Consider the following 17,558-nt stretch of genomic DNA (forward strand, 5'->3'; position numbering starts at 1 on the left):
TGACGTTCACCGGGTTTCCGGTGGGCGTTGTGGATCCTCGCCGTCGTAGGCGAGCGACTCCCCACGGGTGGTGGGGCGGGCCTCCGCGGGCCAACCGACCCTTTTCCCCTGACGACCAACCCGGCGAACTAGTGGACATCGCACTAGCCTGTCCCGGTGGCATTCCCGCGGATCACCATCGACCCCCAGGTCATGGGCGGCGCGCCGTGCGTCCGGCAGTCCCGGATCCCGGTGGCGACCCTGCTGGCGATGATGGCGGAGGGGATGTCCGTCACGGACATCCTCACCGACCTGCCCTTCCTCGACGAGGAGGACATGGCCGAGGTGTTGAACTTCGCCGCGGATGCGGTGCGCGACCGGTCGGCCCGCTGAGCGTCACGCTCGGCGACCGGTCGTCGCCAGGAAGCGCTTCACCAGGTAGGTTGCGTGCCGTGGAGGAGATCGACCGGGCCATCGTCGCCGCGCTGACCGCTGACGGCCGGCTGTCGTACACCGATCTGGCCGAGAAGGTCGGGCTGTCGGTCTCCGCGGTGCACCAGCGGGTCCGTCGGCTGGAGCAGCGCGGCGTGATCAGCGGGTACACGGCCCGGGTGTCGTTCGAGGCGCTGGACCTGCCGCTGACCGCGTTCGTGGCGATCCGCCCGTTCGACCCGTCGCAGCCCGACGACGCCCCGGAGCGGCTCGCCCACCTGCCCGAGATCGACTCCTGCTACTCGGTGGCGGGGGAGGACTTCTACCTGCTGCTGGTGCGGGTCGCCGGCCCGGCCGACCTGGAGCGGGTGCTGCAGGAGATCCGCACCGCCGCGAACGTCACCACCCGCACCACGGTGGTGCTGTCCACCCCGTACGAGGGGCGGCCGCCGAAGGTCGGCGTCGGCGAACCGGCCCGCCGCGCCCGCAACGGCGACTCCTGAGGTACGGCTCAGCCGCCGTTCCAGCGGAGGATGACCTCCCGGCCGTGCTCGTAGCCGAGCACGCTCACCGTGGCCGTGTCCAGCCGCAGCTTGCCGCCGCCCGACGGGGGCAGGCCGATCCACCGGGCGCCCACCACCCGCAGGCTGTGCGCGTGCCCGACCAGGCCGACGCTGCCCCGCTCCAGCAGGGGGGTGACGCGGGCCAGCAGCAGGTCGACCCGCTCGCCCACCTGCTCGGGGGACTCCCCGCCGGGGCAGCCGTCGGTCCAGATGTTCCAGTCCGCACGGTCGGAGTGGATGTCCACGGTGGTCCGACCCTCGTACGCGCCGTAGTTCCACTCGGCCAGGTCGTCGTCGGTGGCGTCCACGGTGAGGCCGGCCAGCTGCGCGGTGCGCAGCGCCCGGACCCGGGGGCTGGAGATCACCTTGACGAACCGCCGGCCGAGCAGCACCCCGGCGAGCGCCCGGGCCTGTCGCTCGCCGTCGGGGGTGAGCTCCAGATCGGTGTACGACGTGTGCCGGTGGCTGGCACTCCAGGTGGTCTCGCCGTGCCGGATCAGGACGATCTCGCTCATGTCCCCAGTCAACCAGGCCCGGGTGGCGCCGGCCGGCTCGCAGAGCCATCCACCTAATATCCTAGGACGCTCTAGAGGGTGTGACGTGTGTCGCGCCGCGAGGAAGTGGGTGCTACCGGAGTATCCTCCCGGGTATGACCGGGTCGGTGAGGAAACTGTCGATCTCCGTCCCGCCGGACGTGGCGGAGCGGCTGGAACGCGAACCCAACGCCAGCGCCTATCTGGTGGACGCCGCCCGGGCGCTGATGCGCCGGGAGGCGCTGGCCGCCGAGCTGGCCCACCAGGGAATCCAGGTCACCGACGAGGGGGTGGCCCGGGCGAGGGCGACGCGCGCCGCGGTGGACGCGGCGTGGCCGTCGGAGCGCTACGAGGCCGTGCGCGACCGCGTGCGCCGCGCGGTCCGGGACGACGACGTCGCCGGCACCGCGCAGGCGCCGGCCGCGTGACCGCGGGGGACGGCCTGCCGGTGCGGCTGGTGTTGGACAGGTCCGCGCTGCTGGCCTACCTGGCCGGATCGGTGCACGTCGGGGAGCCGCTGCACGAGGTGATCGCCGACGGGGTGCGGTTCGGGGTGACCGCCGTGACCGCCGCCGAGACCCTGGCGGTGGTGAATGACCCGAAGGACCGCGCCGCGCTGCACCGGCTGCTCGCCCTGGCCGCCTGCGCGGTGCTGCCGACCGCGGGGGAGGCCTGGCAGGAACTGGCCTACTGGCGCGGCTTCACCGGCCGCGCCGACCTGGCCACCACGGTGCTGGCCTGCCTGGAGCACGACGCGCCGATCCTGACCGGCGAACCCCGGTACGGCGACGGTGACCTACCGGTGATCCGGATACCGGGCTAGGCGTCCAGGAACTCGGGGCCAGCCACTCGGCCCGCTGCGGGATCGAGGTGTGCGTGGTGCCCGGCAGGATCGCCGGTCGGGCACTGCGGCAGCCCGGTGAGGTCGCCCGGCCGAGCCCGATCGACTCACCCTAGCGTCCTAGGGTGCCCTACGAGGTGTGACGCGCCATCCCACACCAGCAGGCCGCCGGCCGGGCAGGGCCCGGTTTCGGCGCTCGGTGACCGGGGACGCAGGGGGAGCGGGGCGGCAGGCCCCGAACCGCCGGAGCGACAGGAGGCGACATGAGCTTCACCGACAAGGCGAAGAGCAAGGCCCAGGAGCTGACCGGCGTTGCCAAGGAGCGGATCGGCGACGTCACCGACAACGAGCGGATGCGGGCCGAGGGCGCCAACGAGCAGAGCGCGGCGCGCGCCCAGCAGGCCAAGGAGGCCGGCGGCGAGGTGAAGGGCGCGATGCGCTGACCGCGGGCGTGTCGAGCGGCCCCCGGGGATTCCCCGGGGGCCGCTCGTCTACCGTTCCGGCATGCTGGTAGCCCGTTCCCTGCTGCTGTTCGTGCTCGCCGCGCTCGCCGAGATCGGCGGCGCGTGGCTGGTCTGGCAGGGCTGGCGGGAGCACCGCGGCCTGTGGTGGATCGCGGCCGGGGTGCTCGCCCTCGGCGCGTACGGCTTCGTCGCCACGTTCCAGCCGGACCCGAACTTCGGCCGGATCCTCGCCGCGTACGGCGGGGTGTTCGTCGCCGGGTCGCTCGCCTGGGGTGTGCTGGCGGACGGCTTCCGCCCGGACCGGTGGGACCTGGCCGGCGCGGCGATCTGCCTGCTCGGCGTCGCCGTCATCATGTACGCCCCGCGCGACGCCTGAGCCCTGCCCCGAAAACGCGGTGACGACGAGCAACAAGGGCTCCGGGCGCAGCATCCGGCGCAACAAGCGGTTCCCGCATCGACCGTGACCGACGACGAACGCTGCACCTGGATGGACCGGCTCGGCGGGTTCCGGTGGGCTGGACGACGCATCGCCCGGCACCCCGTCGAGGGTGCCGGGCGATGGTGGGTCGGGTCAGTCGGTGCGGTGCGCGGCCCACCACTGCTGGCCGGACTCGGGCAGGGTGTCGATCGGGTCGTAGTAGGCGTAGCGCTTGTTGAGCGCTTCCAGGTCGGCCGACTCGATGGAGGTGCGGTAGTTCTTGGTCCAGTACGAGATGCCGCGCTCGCGGTCGTACTCGGTGAGCATGTGCACCCAGCGCTTGCCGACGAAGGGCACGTCGCAGACGATCCGCGGGGTGGCGTAGCCGGGCAGGTAGCCCATGATGTCGTGCTGGAGCTGCTGGGCGTGCCAGACCGGGACCCGCCAGTGTTCGGCGTTGGGGATCATGTCGCACATGTAGAAGTAGTACGGCAGGATGCCCGCCTCGCCCTGCAGGGCGAAGCAGAGGTCGAGCAGGTCGGGGGCGGTGGCGTTGACGCCGCGCATGAGTACGCCCTGGTTGCGGACGTCGCGGACGCCGACGTCGAGGGCGGTCTGGGCGGCCTTCGCGACCAGCGGGGTGATTGACTGGGCGTGGTTGACGTGGGTGTGGATGGCGAGGTTCACGCCCTGCCGGGAGGCGGTGCGGGCGACCCGCTCCAGGCCCTCGACGACGTCGGGCTGGAGCCAGTGCTGGGGCAGGCCCATCAGGGCCTTGGTGGCGAGCCGGATGTCGCGGACGGTTTCGAGCTCGAGCAGTCGCATCAGGTACGACTCGAGGTTCTTCCACGGCACGTTGGCCACGTCGCCACCGGAGACGACCACGTCGCGGACGCCGGGGTGGGCCTTGAGGTAGGCGATGTGGGCGTCGTAGCGGTCGACGGGCTTGAGGGTGAGCTTGAGCTTGTCGACGGCGGGGGTGGAGTTGCCGACCAGGTCCATCCGGGTGCAGTGGCCGCAGTACTGCGGGCAGGTGGAGAGCAGTTCGGCGAGGACCTTGGTGGGGTAGCGGTGGGTGAGGCCTTCGGCGACCCACATGTCGTGCTCGTGCAGCGAGTCGCGGCTGGCGTACGGGTGGGACGGCCAGTCGGTGCGCCGGTCGGAGGCGACAGGGATCATGTAGCGCCGGATCGGGTCGGCGAGGAACGCCTCGGTGGTCATCGGCGCGAACGGGACCATCGTGTTGAGCATCTGCGGCGGCACCAGCATGGACATGGTGGCCAGCGCGCTCTGGTCGGCCACGAGGTCGTCGTAGAAGGTCTCGTCGACGAGGTCGCCGAGGACGGTGCGCAGCTGCTTGATGTTCTTGACGCAGTTGACGCGCTGCCACTGGGCGCTTTCCCACTGGTCGCGGGTGATGTGGCGCCAGCCGGGGAAGCGGGTCCAGTCGGGTTCGACCAGGGGGCTGCGGCGGTATTCGTACGGCTGCCCGACGGTCGGCACGGCGACCGGGGCGTGACGGGGTTGAGGGATGGTCTCAACCGGTTGGGTCTGGGTCACGGCCCCTCCTCGAGCGTGGCGTGGATGATCAGCAGATCCGAAGGCTACTGGAAAATATCCGGTGAAGAAACTAGTCTGCCGTAAGTTTTCCCGCGACGCGAGTCCTAGCCAGGGCTTCGGGCGGCTGGACAGGGGGAGGTCGGCGTGACGTCACCGGTGGGTCTGCACCGCGTTGTGGAACCGGCGGGGGTGCTGCCGCAGGCGGCGTGGCGGCTGGACGCCGACCCGCGGATCGCGGCGAACGAGGTGCGCATCCGGGTGGAGCGGCTCAACCTGGACGCGGCGAGCTTCCGGCAGCTGTGGGAGAAGCACGGCGGTGACGGGGAGAAGGTCCGCGCCGAGGTGCTGGAGATCGTCTCCACCCGGGGCAAGATGCAGAACCCGGTGACCGGGTCGGGCGGCATGCTGATCGGCACCGTGGAGGAGGTCGGCCGCCGCTCCCCGCTGGAGCTGAAGGCGGGCGACCGGGTCGCCACGCTGGTGTCGCTGACGCTGACCCCGCTGACCATCCTCGACGGGCTGGCCCGCTGGGACGGGCGCAGCGAGCAGGTGCCGTGCGACGGGTACGCCATCCTGTTCGCCCGGTCGATCGCGGCGGTGCTGCCGGCGGACCTGCACCCGGAGCTGTCCCTGGCGGTGCTGGACGTGTGCGGGGCGCCGGCGCTGACCGCGCGGGTGGTCGCCGAGCAGGTGCAGCGGCGGCAGCGGGCCGGTGACCCGACGCCGGTGAGCGTGGCGGTGATCGGCGGCGCGGGTAAGAGCGGGTCGCTGTCGCTGGCCGCGGCGCGGCGGGCGGGCGCGGGTCGTACCGTCGGGGTGGTGCCGGTGGCGGCGGAGCGCGACGCGCTGGAGGCCGCCGGCCTGGCGTCGGTGGTCGCGTTGGCCGACGCCCGGGATCCGGTGGCGCTGTCGACGGCGGTGACCTCGGCGTTGGGGATGCCGGCGGACGTGACGGTGGTCTGCGTGGACGTGCCGGGCTGCGAGCATGGGGCGGTGCTGGCCACCGCGGACGGCGGTACGGTGATCTTCTTCTCGATGGCGACGAGTTTCGCGGCGGCGGCGTTGGGCGCGGAGGGCCTGGCGGCGGACGTGACGATGCTGGTGGGCAACGGGTACGTGCCGGGGCACGCGGAGCTGGCGTTGGGTCTGCTGCGTTCGGAGCCGGGGGTCCGTGGTCTCTTCGAGTCCCGGTTGACGGCAGACTGAGACCCATGACGAACCCCTCGACGTTGTACCGCGGCGGAATGTTGCACTGTCCGGCGGAGCCGACCGCGACGGCGCTGCTGGTGCGTGACGGTCGGATCGCCTGGTTGGGCGCCTACGCGGACGCGCCGGCGGCCGACCGGGTGGTGGAGCTGGACGGGGCGCTGGTGACGCCGGCGTTCGTGGACGCACACGTGCACGCCACGGACACCGGGCTGGCGTTGTCGGGGCTGGACCTGTCCGGGGTGCGGTCGGCGGGGGAGTTGCTGGACGCGGTGGCCGCGTTCGCGGCCGGGTTGCCGGGCGACGCGGTGGTGCTGGGGCACGGTTGGGACGAGTCGGGTTGGGCGGATCAGGCGCTGCCGGACGCGGCGGCGTTGGACCGGGCCGCGGGCGGGCGGCGGGTGTACCTGTCGCAGGCGTCGATCCACTCGGCGCTGGTGTCGGCGGCGTTGCTGGCGGCCTGCCCGGAGGCGGCGGCTGCGCCGGGCTACGACGCGTCGGGGTGGTTGCGGCGTGACGCGCACCACGTGGTGCGGGCGGCGGCGCAGGGATCGGTGACCCGGTCGCAGCGGATCGCCGCGCAGCGGGTGGCGCTGGCGCACGCGGCGACGCTGGGGGTCGCGGCGGTGCACGAGTGCGGTGGTCCGGAGATCTCCGACGAGGAGGACTTCACCGGTCTGCTGGGCATCTCCGGTGCGGGTCTGCCGGAGGTGTACGGCTACTGGGGTGAGCTGTCCGGTGCGGCGCGGGCCCGGGAGCTGGGCGCGGTGGGTGCCGGCGGGGATCTGTTCGCCGACGGGGCGTTGGGCTCGCGCACGGCGCACGTGTCGCGGGACTACCTCGACGGGGACGGTTGCGGGCACGGCTACCTCTCCGCCGACCAGGTGCGCGACCACCTGTTGGACTGCGCGGCGCACGGCATGCAGGGCGGCTTCCACGCCATCGGTGACGCGGCGATCTCCACCGTGCTGGACGGGTTCGCGGCGGCGGCGGCGAAGCTCGGCACCGACCGGGTGCGGGCGGCCCGGCACCGGGTGGAGCACGCGGAGATCATGAGCAAGCGGCTGATCGCCGGGTTCGTGGAGTACGGGATCGTGGCGAGCATGCAGCCGGCGTTCGACCGGCTGTGGGGTGGCGCGGGCCGGATGTACGAGTCGCGCCTGGGGCTGGACCGGTCGTTGGAGTCGAACCCGATGGGGTCGATGCACGGCGTCGGGGTGGCGTTGGCGTTCGGGTCGGATTCGCCGGTGACGCCGCCGGACCCGTGGGGGTCGGTGCGGGCGGCGGCGGCGCATCACAACCCGATGCAGCGGATGAGTGTGCGAGCGGCGTTCGCCGCGCACACCCGCGGCGGGTGGCGGGCGGTGCACCTGGACAACGAGGGTGTCATCGCGTTGGGCGCGCCGGCGACGTTCGCGGTGTGGTCGACGCCGGCCGGGGCGGAACGGGGTCTGCCGGTGCTGTTGGCGGAAGACCCGGAGCAGCGGGGTCCGCAGGATCCCACGCCGTTGCCGGTGTGCCGGCGTACGGTGCTGCGCGGTGAGGTGATCTATGAGGAAGGGTCTTCGTGACAGGCAAGCTTGACCTGGATCCGGTGCTGATGTCCCGGGCGCGGGAGTTGGCGCGTCGCGCCGGGCGGCCGGTGGTGGATCTGGCGCGCAGCCACACCACCGTGTCGGTGGAGCGGGCGGTGCTGCGGTTGGCCGGGGTGACCGGCGCGGACCCGGACGGCATTCCGTGGGTGAACCGCCTGGTGGACGCGGTGGTCGCCGACACCGGCCTGGGGCACGGGGTGGCGGCGCCGGTGTTCGACGCGCTGGCCCGGGAGCAGATCACCGACGTGACGCTGCTGGCGCAGAAGGCGGCCGCCGGGTCGGTGCGCTTCGAGGTGCCGTCCGGTAAGGCGGCCACCGCCGCGCGCAGGGCGGCGCGCAGGGCCGTCGGTGCGGGTGTGCGGGCCATCGACCGGCGGCGGGCCGAACGGGACCGCCTGGTGAAGCGGTACGGGGATCCGAAGCAGCGGCCGTGGATCTACCTGATCGTGGCGACCGGGGACATCTACGAGGACATCCCGCAGGCGCAGGCGGCGGCGCGGGCCGGCGCGGACGTGATCGCGGTGATCCGTTCCACCGGGCAGTCGCTGCTGGACTACGTGCCGGAGGGGGCGACCCGGGAGGGTTTCGCCGGCACGTACGCCACCCAGGAGAACTTCCGGCTGATGCGGGCTGCGCTGGACGAGACGTCGAAGGAACTGGGCCGGTACGTGCGGCTGACGAACTACGCGTCGGGGCTGTGCATGCCGGAGATGGCCACCCTGGCCGGGCTGGAACGCCTGGACATGATGCTCAACGACTCGATGTACGGGATCCTGTTCCGCGACATCAACCCGATCCGTACGTTCGTGGACCAGCGGTTCTCCCGGCAGGTGCACGCCCGGGCGGGGATCATCATCAACACCGGTGAGGACAACTACCTCACCACCGCCGACGCGGTGGACGAGGCGCACACGGTGACGGTGTCGCAGCTGCTCAACGAGTACTTCGCGCACGAGGCGGGGCTAGCGGACTGGCAGCTGGGGCTGGGGCACGCGTTCGAGATCAACCCGGACGTGCCGGAGTCGTTCCGGCTGGAGTTGGCGCACGCGCTGCTGGCCCGGGAGCTGTTCCCGGACGCGCCGCTGAAGTGGATGCCGCCGACGAAGCACATGACCGGCGACGTGTTCCGCGGCAACCTGCTCGACGGGTTCTTCAACCTGGTGGGCACCATGACCGGGCAGAGCATCCTGCTGGTCGGCATGATGACCGAGGCGGTGGTGACGCCGTGGCTGTCGGACCGGGACGTCGCCCTGCAGAACGTCCGCTACGTGCTCGGCGCGGCCGGTGGGCTGCACGAGGACTTCGTGCCGGCGCCGGGCGGGTTCATCCAGCAGCGCGCCAACCGGGTGCTGTCCGAGGCGGTCGACCTGCTCGAACGCATCGGTGACCAGTCGCTGCTGACCGCGATCGCCGAGGGCACCTTCGGGATCATGAAGCGGCCCGCGGACCGGGGCAAGGGCCTGGCCGGGGTCGCCGCCCACGAGGCCGACTACTACAACCCGGCCACCGACATCCTGGAAGGGGGCCCCGCGTGACCGCCGCGGCCGAGAAGAAGATCGTCCGGCCGTACGGGGACACCACCGGCGATGGCATGGTGCAGGTGTCGTTCACGCTGCCGGTGCCGCACGACAAGCGGGCCGAGGGCGCGGCGATCCAGCTGGCCAACAAGATGGGCATCGACCCGGCGATGCTGGTGCACGCCAAGCCGATGAGCGACGGCTTCACCTTCTTCGTCGTGTACGGGCGGGTGAACCATCTGGTGGACCTCTCCCAGGTGCAGGTGGTGGAGCGCGACTTCCCGCTGCTGTCGGCCAAGGAGGCCAACGCGGTGGTGAAGCAGCGGTTGCGGCGCAAGCTGTCCGTGGTCGGGGCGTGCATCGGCACCGACGCGCACACCGTGGGCATCGACGCGATCCTCAACGTCAAGGGCATCGCCGGGGAGAAGGGCCTGGAGTACTACCGGGAGCTGAAGGTCACCAACCTGGGCGCGCAGGTCAGCGTCCCCGAGCTGGTGGAGGCGGCCCGGCAGGAGAAGGCCGACGCGGTGCTGGTGTCGCAGGTGGTCACCCAGCGCGACGCGCACCTGCACAACACCCGGGAGATGTCCGCCGCGTTCCGCGAGGCGATGCCGGCGGGCAGGCGGCCACTGCTGATCGTCGGCGGGCCGCGGTTCGACGAGGCGATGACCGACGAGCTGGGCGTGGACCGGATCTTCGGCCGGGGCACCACCCCCGGCGAGGTGGCCAGCTACCTGGTGCACGCGTTGATCACGAACAAGAAGGCGAAGGCATGAGTGATTCCCGGGTCGGTCTGACCGTCACCCACCGGCGGTACGTGCCGTACTCGCACGCCCACTACGCGGGGAACCTGGTCGACGGGGCGTACGCGCTGGGGCTGTTCGGGGACGTCGCCACCGAGGTGTGCATCCGCACCGACGGCGACGAGGGGCTGTTCGCCTCCTACTCGGACGTGCAGTTCAGGGCGCCGATGAAGGCGGGGGACGTCCTCGAGGTGGTGGCCACGGTGACCCGGGTGGGCACCCGCAGCCGCACCATCGACTTCGAGGCCCGGGTGGTGTGCCGGGGCCGCCCCGACAAGGGCGAGTCCGCCGCGGAGGTCCTGGACACGCCGATCGTGGCGGTCACCGCGACCGGCACCGTGGTCGTACCCCCGACGGCGTGAGCCTCGCCGTCTGCGCCGACGTCGGGTCCACGTACACCAAGGCCGCGGTGGTGGACCTCGACGGCGGCCGGCTGGTCGCGGCCGGGTCGGCGCCGACCACGGTCGGCACCGACGTGCTGCACGGCCTGGACGCCGCCGTCACGGCGGCCACCGCCGGCCTCGGCGTCCGCGACGTGCGCTGGTACGTCTGCTCGTCGGCCGGCGGTGGGCTGCGGCTGGCGGTGATCGGCTACGAGCCCCTGGTGACCGCGCAGGCCGGTCGGCGGGTCGGCCTGTCGGCGGGTGCGAACGTGGTGCACGTGGCCGCCGGCCGGCTCGGCGCCGCCGAACTGGCCGCGTTGCGCGCCGCCCGCCCCGATGTGGTGCTGCTCGTCGGAGGCACCGACGGCGGGGACGCCGACACGCTCACCCACAACGCCACCCGACTGGCCCGGGCCCGCTGGCGGGTGCCCGTGGTGCTCGCCGGCAACGTCGACGTCCGCGACGACCTGCACGCGCTGCTCGCCGGGGCGCGGGTGCCGGTGACGGTCGCCGACAACGTGCTGCCCCGCATCGGGGTTCTCGCCCCCGCCTCGGCGCGGGCGGCGATCCGGGAGGTGTTCCTGCGGCACGTCATCGGCGGCAAACGGCTCTCCCGGGGCACCCGCTTCGCCCACCTGGTGCGCGCGGCCACCCCCGACGCGGTGCTGACCGGGGTGGAGGTCCTCGCCGACACCCTCGGCGGGGACCTCGCCGTGGTCGACGTGGGCGGCGCCACCACCGACGTGTACTCGGTGCTCACCCCCGACGAGCGGGCCACCGGCCCGGGCCGGGAGGTCGCCGGGACGCTGTGGCGGGCCCGTACCGTGGAGGGCGACCTGGGCATGCGGTGGAGCGCCCCCGGCGTGGTCCGCGCCGCCGCCGAGGAACGCCTGCTCACCCCGGGGGAGCAGGACACCCTCGAACAGGCGGCGACGGTGCGGGCCGCCGACCCGGGGTTCCTCGCCGGCACCGACGCCGACCGGGCCGACGATGCGCGGATCGCCGCGCTCGCCGCGACGGTGGCGCTGCGCCGGCACGCCCGCGGCGTCGCCACCGGGGAACGCGCCGGCCGGGACCTGCGGGACGTGCGGCTGGTGGTGGGCTCCGGCGGTGTGCTGCGTCACGCGCCCGCCGCGGACGCCGCCGGGGTGCTCGCCGCGGTGCTCGGCGACCACGCCGGCGGGTGGCCGCTGCCCCGCGCCGCCCGGGCGGTCATCGACGTCGACTACGTGCTGGCCGCCGGCGGGCTGCTCGCCGCGGACCATCCGCAGGCCGCGCGGGCGTTGCTGCGCCGGCACCTCGCCTCGGATTGAGACGCGCCGACGCGACACGCCGTGGCGCAAGACACGACTGGCCGGGGGCGGGTTGACAGCGCCGGGGGTTCAGGCCGTACCGTCTTTGAGTCCTACCACGGGAAGCGGCTGTTGTTCGCTTCGTCCCTTCGTCCGCTGGCCGAGCGACACGGTGCACGTTCGTCGCGGCGGCCAGGTCCAGCGGGCGGGGGTCGGCGGGGCGGCGCGAACCGGTCGCGGTTACCGGTGTACGGGCAGGGGTGAGAGGCACGGCCAGTAGACAACGGCCAGGCGGGGGCAGCCAGTCCACGTCCGGTCGGTCCGAAGGTCGGCGCCGCTCATCCTCGCCTCACCGGCCGGGAAGGGCCTGGGAGCATCGGGGCGCGGCTCACGCCGCGCCCCGATTTCCGTTGCCGCCTCAGATCTCCCGCCGGTAGGCCTCCAGGCGGTCGGCGAGCAACTCGGGCTGGCTGAGGGCGAGCAGATGCCCCGCCGGGCAGTTCGTCCGGCTCCACGCCCAGCCGCTCCCGGGCCAGCCGCTGTTGGAACAGGGCCGGGAAGAACCGGTCGTCGCGGCCGGAGACCACCCGGGTGGGCACGCCCGGCCAGCGGCGCAGCGGATGGGGGGTGGGTGAACCACGTACGTCACCGTCGCCCCCCGCCGGGCCAGGTCTGCCCGCGCCCCCGAGCGGCCCACCGCCGGGTAGCCTTCGGCGCGTGATCGTGGTGAGGTGCCGGTGACGACGCTCGACCGGGATGAGGCGCGTGCCCCCGACGTGGCACGACAGAGCGCGGGCGGCCCGCTGCCGCTGCGGGTGGCCGTGCCGCTGGCGGTGGCGGCCGGCGTGGCGCTGCTGCTGGCGTTCCCCCCGTACGGGGTGTGGCCGCTGGCCCCGGTCGGGGTGGCGGCGCTCGGCGCGGCGGTGCACCGGCGGCGGCTGCGCGCCGGCGCCGGGCTGGGCTTCCTGACCGGTGTGGCGCTGTTCGCGCCGCTGCTGGAGTGGACCAACCTGCACACCGGCTACCTGCCGTGGGCGCTGCTGTCCCTGCTGCAGGCCGGCTACCTGGCGCTGCTCGGCGCCGCCACCGCGTGGGTGTCCCCGCTGGTCGACCGGTACCGGTGGGGGTGGCCCGCGGTGACCGGCCTGCTCTGGGTGGGGCAGGAGGCGCTGCGCGGCCGTACCCCGTTCGGCGGGTTCCCGTGGGGGCGGCTGGCGTTCAGTCAGGACGGCTCCCCGCTGCTGGGGCTGGCGTGGCTCGGCGGCGCCCCGCTGGTCACCTTCGCCGCCGCCCTGACCGGTGGGCTGCTGCTGGCCGCCGCCTGGCGCCGCTGGCCCGGCCGCGACGTCCAGGCGTGGACGCCGGTGGCCGTGCTCGCCGCCGTGGCGCTGGCCGTGACCGGCGGCGGGCTGCTCGCCCCCACCGGCGCCGGCGCCGGCGGCGACGGCCGGCGGGTCACCGTGGCGATCGTGCAGGGCAACGTGCCCCGGCTCGGGCTGGACTTCAACGCCCAACGCCAGGCCGTGCTCAACAACCACGTCGACGCCACCATCGAGCTGGCCGCCCAGGTCGCCGCCGGTACCCGGGCCCGCCCCGACCTGGTGGTGTGGCCGGAGAACTCCTCCGACATCGACCCGCTGCGCAACCCTTCCGCCGGGACGCGGATCTCCGCCGCCGCCGACGCGATCGGCGCGCCGATCCTGGTCGGCGCGGTGCTGCTCGGCCCCGGCGCCGGCCAGGTCCGCAACGCCGGCATCCTGTGGCGTCCCGGCACCGGACCCGACATGGACCAGCTGTACACCAAACGCCACCCGGTGCCGTTCGCCGAGTACGTGCCGCTGCGGAAGATCGCCCGCGCGGTCAGCTCCCAGGTCGACCGGATCCGCGCCGACTTCGTTCCCGGTGCCACCCCCGGCGTGGTCGACACCGGCCCGGCCGTGCTCGGCGACGTGATCTGCTTCGAGGTCGCCTACGACGGCCTGGTCCGCGACACCGTCGACGGCGGCGCCCAGCTGCTGGTGGTGCAGACCAACAACGCCACCTTCGACGTCGCCGAGGCCCGCCAGCAGCTGGCCATGGTGCGGCTGCGCGCCGTCGAGCACGGGCGCGGCGCACTGATGGCCTCCACGGTCGGAGTGTCCGGGTTCGTGACCCCCGACGGGCGGGTAAGCGGCGCCACCGGGTTCAACACCCGCGCGGTGGTGCTGCGGCAGATGGCGCTCACCGACGGGCGTACCCCGGCCAGCCGGGCCGGGGTGTGGCCGGAGGCGGCGCTGGCCGGCCTGGCCGTCCTGGTGCTGGTCGGCGCGGCGGTGCTGCGCCGCGCCCGCCGCCGGGAGGTCACACCCGGCGGCTAGGGCCAGGCCCGCGCCGGCAGATACGGAGGATGCGGTGGGCAGCGAGGCAGTCGACGTCGGCCATCCCGGGGTGGGTCGGGTGCTGGTGGTGATCCCCACCTACAACGAGGCCGACAACGTCACCGACATCGTCGCCCGGGTACGCGGGGCCGCCCCGGGCGTGGACATCCTCGTCGCCGACGACAACAGCCCCGACGGCACCGGTGCGCTCGCCGAGGCGATGGCCCGCACCGACCGGCACGTGCACGTGCTGCACCGCCCCGGCAAGGCGGGCCTCGGCGCGGCGTACCTGGCGGGATTCGCGTGGGCGCGGGAACGCGACTACGACGCGGTGGTGGAGATGGACGCCGACGGCTCGCACGCCCCGGAGGACCTGCCTGCGCTGCTGGACGCCGCCCGCGACGCCGACGTGGTCATCGGATCCCGGTGGACCGACGGGGCGAGGGTGGTGAACTGGCCGCTGCGGCGGCTGCTGCTCTCCCGTGGCGGCAACCTGTACGCGCGGCTGGCGCTGGGCATGCCGGTCTCGGACGCCACCGGCGGGTACCGGGTGTACCGGGCGGCGGCGCTGAAGGCGATGGAGCTGGAGTCGGTCTGTTCGCAGGGGTACTCGTTCCAGGTGGAGCTGTCCCGGCTGGCGAACCGGGCGGGGGCGCGGATCGTGGAGGTGCCGATCACGTTCGCCGAGCGGGAACGCGGGGCCAGCAAGATGAGCCCGCTGATCGTCGCCGAGGCGCTGTGGCGGATCACCACGTGGGGGTTGCGGGACCGGCGGCCGCGCCGGCTGCGGACCGGTCACGACCGGTGGCCGTGAGCGCCGGCGTGTCATGCTGGAGGGGCGGGATGTCGTTCGCCCCGTGTCCGGTTCTTCCGGGTGGGGCACCCGCACGACGCGATGAGGTGAGATGCGCCGATACCTGAGGTTCGTGCCGCCGGCCCTGCTGCTGGCGGTGCTGCTGGAACTGGCCGTGTTCGTCGGCGTGGGCCGGATGATCGGGTACGGCTCCGCGGTACTGCTGGTGTTCGCGGCGTCGCTGCTCGGCCTGGTGCTGCTGCGCCGGGAGGGAATGCGGGCGTGGCGGGGCTTCCGGGCGTCCGTGGAGTCCCGGCAGCCACCGGGACGGCAGGTCACCGACGGTCTGGTGGGGCTGCTGGGCGCGCTGCTGCTGGCCATGCCCGGCCTGGTCAGCGGCGTGGTCGGCCTGCTGCTGCTGGTGCCGCCGGTACGCCGGCTGGCCCGCGCCGGCGTGCAACGTGCCGCCGAGCGCCGGGTGTCGTCGATGGCCGCCGCTGACCTGTTCGGCCCACGCCGGGTACGGGTGCGCCGCGGTGCGCCCACGGCGGAGCCCACGGTCGACCCTGAGGTCGTCCCGCCGACGGTGGTCGACGGCGGCCGGGCCATCGAGGGCGAGATCGTCGAACCGCGCCCCTGACCCCGCTGACACGACGGCGCCCCCGGGGATCTTCCCCCGGGGGCGCCGACTCGTCGGTGGGGCGCTCAGGCGCGACCGCGGCGGGTACGGACCTCCTGCAGCCGCTCGGCGAGGATGTCCTCCAGCTCGGCGATGGAGCGACGCTCCAGCAGCATGTCCCAGTGGGTACGCGGCGGCTTGGCCTTCTTCTGCTCCGGCTCGTTGCCGTCGACCAGCCGGGCGACGCTGCCGTCGAACTTGCACTCCCAGGTCGCGGGGACCTCGGCGTCGACGGCGAACGGAACCTCGAACTGGTGCCCCTTGGCGCAGAGGTACTCGCGGGTCTGACGCGGCGCGAGCTCCGTGTTGCGGTCGGATTCGTAGCTGACCGCGCCCAGACGGCTTCCGCGCAGCATGCGATCGCCCATGATCGACTTCCCCTCGCTCGTGGTGCTGGTCTCTCGGTGTAACGGTCCGTCGCCGCCGGGGCATTCCCGCCCGGGTGGGTGATCCGGCCCCGTGGCCCCTGCAAGGGTAGCCGGCCACCACGTGAACCCGGCGGGGTCGTCCCCGGCCGGGTCGAATCGGTGGAGTGTTTCGGCGCTCACCGGGGATGTTAGCCGCCCCAGGTGTGCCGGAGGTGACGATGACCAGTGACGCGCCGGTCGGCGACCGAGCACCAGCGGGAAAGACCTTCTTCGGTCACCCGCGGGCCTTGTCGACCCTGTTCCTCACCGAGATGTGGGAGCGGTTCAGCTTCTACGGCATGCGGGCGATCCTCGTGCTGTACCTGACCGCCGCGGTCGCCGACGAGGGCCTCGGCATGCGCGAATCCACCGCCAACGCCGTCTACGGCACCTACAACGCGATGGTGTACCTGATGGCGCTGCCCGGCGGCTGGGTCGCCGACCGGCTGCTCGGCGCCCGGCGCAGCGTGCTGTGGGGCGGCGTTATCATCGCCGCCGGGCACTACGTGATGGCGATCCCCGCCGCGTGGAGCGTCTTCGCCGGCATGACCCTGATCGTGCTCGGCACCGGGCTGCTCAAACCCAACATCTCGACCATGGTCGGCGATCTGTACGACCGGGACTCCCCGCGCCGCGACGCCGGGTTCTCGATCTTCTACATGGGCATCAACCTCGGCGCTTTCCTCGCCCCGCTGGTCACCGGCTTCCTCGGCGAGAAGATCAACTGGCATCTGGGCTTCGGCGCCGCCGCGGTCGGCATGACCTTCGGCGTGCTGCAGTACGTGCTGGGCCGGCGCAACCTCGGCGACGCCGGCGCCCGCCCCGCCGACCCGCTGCTCGGCGCGGACCGGCGCCGGGCGCTGACCCGCATCGGCGTCGGCGTGCTGGTGCTGCTGCTGGTGTTCGCCGCGCTCGCCGTGGCCGGGCTGTTCACCGTCAACACCGTGGTGAACCTGCTCACCATCGCCACCGTGGTGATCACCATCGGCTACTTCACGCGGATCATCACCGACCGGGAGATCAGCGGCACCGAACGCAGCCGGATGAAGGCGTACCTGTGGCTGTTCGTCTTCGCCGCCTCGTTCTGGCTGATCTACGACCAGGCCGGGTCGGTGCTGAACATCTTCGCCGCCGACAAGACCGACCGGGACGTGCTCGGCTTCACCTTCCCCGCGTCCTGGCTCCAGTCGGTCAACCCGATCCTGATCATCATCGGAGCGCCGCTGGCGGCGTGGCTGTGGCTGCGCCTGGGCCACCGGGTCTCCACGCCGGTGAAGTTCGCCGTCGGCCTGGTGCTCAACGGCCTGTCGTTCGTGCTGATGGCCGCCGCCGCGCAGGCCGCCGTCGGCGGGGACCTGGTCTCCCCGTGGTGGCTGGTCGCCGTCTACGCCATCCAGGTCGCCGGTGAGCTGGCGCTGAGCCCGGTGGGCCTGTCCGCCACCACCAAGCTCGCCCCGGTCAAGTACGCCAGCCAGGTGATGGGCCTGTGGTTCCTGGCCAGCGCGGTCGGCGACGCGATCGGCGGGCAGGTGGCCCGGCTGGCCGAGACGTGGCCCGAACCGACGTACTTCCTCACCTTCGGGCTGGCGTCGGTGGCGCTGGGACTCGGCGCGGTCATGTTCACCCGGCACATCTCCCGGCTGATGGCCGGCATCCACTGACCCGGCCCACGCCCGGGCCCGACCGCACGGCCGGTCGGCCGGTGCCGACAGGGGCCGGCCGGCGCGGGCCGATCG

At 73.3% G+C, this 17,558-nt stretch carries 19 protein-coding genes; 16 read left to right on the forward strand and 3 right to left on the reverse strand.

Annotated elements, in window-relative coordinates; genetic code table 11:
* Positions 1-156: 156 nt before the first annotated feature.
* On the forward strand, positions 157-372 hold the full coding sequence (locus ACLQ2U_RS16830) for a DUF433 domain-containing protein (RefSeq protein WP_425751589.1): 216 nt from the start codon (positions 157-159) through the stop codon (positions 370-372).
* A 59-nt stretch (positions 373-431) separates the two neighbouring features.
* A complete protein-coding gene (locus tag ACLQ2U_RS16835; protein WP_425751590.1) occupies positions 432-914 on the forward strand; it encodes an Lrp/AsnC family transcriptional regulator in 483 nt (160 codons plus the stop codon).
* An 8-nt stretch (positions 915-922) separates the two neighbouring features.
* On the opposite strand, the gene ACLQ2U_RS16840 is transcribed toward ACLQ2U_RS16835, so the two are convergent.
* Positions 923-1,489: a histidine phosphatase family protein gene (locus ACLQ2U_RS16840; RefSeq protein ID WP_425751591.1), complete on the reverse strand. Its 567-nt coding sequence runs from the start codon at positions 1,487-1,489 to the stop codon at positions 923-925.
* Positions 1,490-1,623: 134 nt separating this feature from the next.
* Between ACLQ2U_RS16840 and ACLQ2U_RS16845 the strand changes: the two genes are divergently transcribed.
* From ACLQ2U_RS16845 to ACLQ2U_RS16860, 4 genes are all read left to right on the forward strand, one after another.
* Positions 1,624-1,935: a hypothetical protein gene (locus ACLQ2U_RS16845; RefSeq protein ID WP_425751592.1), complete on the forward strand. Its 312-nt coding sequence runs from the start codon at positions 1,624-1,626 to the stop codon at positions 1,933-1,935.
* On the forward strand, positions 1,932-2,330 hold the full coding sequence (locus tag ACLQ2U_RS16850) for a PIN domain-containing protein (protein ID WP_425751593.1): 399 nt from the start codon (positions 1,932-1,934) through the stop codon (positions 2,328-2,330). Before ACLQ2U_RS16845 ends, ACLQ2U_RS16850 begins: the two co-directional genes overlap by 4 nt.
* 281 nt (positions 2,331-2,611) lie before the next feature.
* Positions 2,612-2,791, forward strand: coding sequence for a CsbD family protein (locus ACLQ2U_RS16855; protein ID WP_425751594.1), 180 nt, complete (start codon positions 2,612-2,614; stop codon positions 2,789-2,791).
* Positions 2,792-2,852: 61 nt separating this feature from the next.
* Positions 2,853-3,188, forward strand: coding sequence for a YnfA family protein (locus ACLQ2U_RS16860; RefSeq protein ID WP_425751595.1), 336 nt, complete (start codon positions 2,853-2,855; stop codon positions 3,186-3,188).
* Between the two features lie 195 nt (positions 3,189-3,383).
* On the opposite strand, the gene ACLQ2U_RS16865 is transcribed toward ACLQ2U_RS16860, so the two are convergent.
* Entirely contained in the window at positions 3,384-4,790 is a 1,407-nt protein-coding gene (locus ACLQ2U_RS16865; protein WP_425751596.1) for a KamA family radical SAM protein, read from the reverse strand.
* A gap of 156 nt (positions 4,791-4,946) precedes the next feature.
* Between ACLQ2U_RS16865 and ACLQ2U_RS16870 the strand changes: the two genes are divergently transcribed.
* The 9 genes from ACLQ2U_RS16870 to ACLQ2U_RS16910 all read left to right on the forward strand — a co-directional run bounded on the left by ACLQ2U_RS16870 (position 4,947) and on the right by ACLQ2U_RS16910 (position 15,376).
* Complete coding sequence (locus ACLQ2U_RS16870) at positions 4,947-5,996, forward strand: zinc-binding alcohol dehydrogenase (RefSeq protein ID WP_425751655.1); 1,050 nt, start codon at positions 4,947-4,949, stop codon at positions 5,994-5,996.
* 5 nt (positions 5,997-6,001) lie between these two features.
* On the forward strand, positions 6,002-7,567 hold the full coding sequence (locus tag ACLQ2U_RS16875; RefSeq protein WP_425751597.1) for an amidohydrolase: 1,566 nt from the start codon (positions 6,002-6,004) through the stop codon (positions 7,565-7,567).
* Positions 7,564-9,126, forward strand: coding sequence for a lysine 5,6-aminomutase subunit alpha (locus tag ACLQ2U_RS16880; protein WP_425751598.1), 1,563 nt, complete (start codon positions 7,564-7,566; stop codon positions 9,124-9,126). The genes ACLQ2U_RS16875 and ACLQ2U_RS16880 overlap by 4 nt, the downstream gene beginning before the upstream one ends.
* On the forward strand, positions 9,123-9,884 hold the full coding sequence (locus ACLQ2U_RS16885; RefSeq protein WP_425751599.1) for an OAM dimerization domain-containing protein: 762 nt from the start codon (positions 9,123-9,125) through the stop codon (positions 9,882-9,884). Before ACLQ2U_RS16880 ends, ACLQ2U_RS16885 begins: the two co-directional genes overlap by 4 nt.
* A complete protein-coding gene (locus ACLQ2U_RS16890; RefSeq protein ID WP_425751600.1) occupies positions 9,881-10,273 on the forward strand; it encodes a hotdog domain-containing protein in 393 nt (130 codons plus the stop codon). The genes ACLQ2U_RS16885 and ACLQ2U_RS16890 overlap by 4 nt, the downstream gene beginning before the upstream one ends.
* Positions 10,270-11,607: a glutamate mutase L gene (locus tag ACLQ2U_RS16895; RefSeq protein ID WP_425751601.1), complete on the forward strand. Its 1,338-nt coding sequence runs from the start codon at positions 10,270-10,272 to the stop codon at positions 11,605-11,607. Before ACLQ2U_RS16890 ends, ACLQ2U_RS16895 begins: the two co-directional genes overlap by 4 nt.
* 716 nt (positions 11,608-12,323) lie before the next feature.
* Positions 12,324-13,943: an apolipoprotein N-acyltransferase gene (lnt, locus tag ACLQ2U_RS16900; RefSeq protein WP_425751656.1), complete on the forward strand. Its 1,620-nt coding sequence runs from the start codon at positions 12,324-12,326 to the stop codon at positions 13,941-13,943.
* 34 nt (positions 13,944-13,977) lie between these two features.
* Entirely contained in the window at positions 13,978-14,757 is a 780-nt protein-coding gene (locus ACLQ2U_RS16905; protein ID WP_425751602.1) for a polyprenol monophosphomannose synthase, read from the forward strand.
* Between the two features lie 91 nt (positions 14,758-14,848).
* Positions 14,849-15,376, forward strand: a complete 528-nt coding sequence (locus tag ACLQ2U_RS16910; RefSeq protein WP_425751603.1) for an FxsA family protein — start codon at positions 14,849-14,851, stop codon at positions 15,374-15,376.
* 65 nt (positions 15,377-15,441) lie between these two features.
* On the opposite strand, the gene ACLQ2U_RS16915 is transcribed toward ACLQ2U_RS16910, so the two are convergent.
* A complete protein-coding gene (locus ACLQ2U_RS16915) occupies positions 15,442-15,783 on the reverse strand; it encodes an RNA polymerase-binding protein RbpA (RefSeq protein ID WP_319462076.1) in 342 nt (113 codons plus the stop codon).
* 218 nt (positions 15,784-16,001) lie between these two features.
* Here ACLQ2U_RS16915 and ACLQ2U_RS16920 point away from each other — a divergent pair, with 218 nt between their 5' ends.
* The gene (locus ACLQ2U_RS16920; RefSeq protein WP_425751657.1) at positions 16,002-17,483 is read left to right on the forward strand and encodes a peptide MFS transporter; all 1,482 of its coding nucleotides are present in this window, start codon (positions 16,002-16,004) and stop codon (positions 17,481-17,483) included.
* Positions 17,484-17,558 lie beyond the last annotated feature (75 nt).

This window comes from Micromonospora sp. DT47 (assembly GCF_049844475.1).
Lineage (GTDB): Bacteria > Actinomycetota > Actinomycetes > Mycobacteriales > Micromonosporaceae > Micromonospora.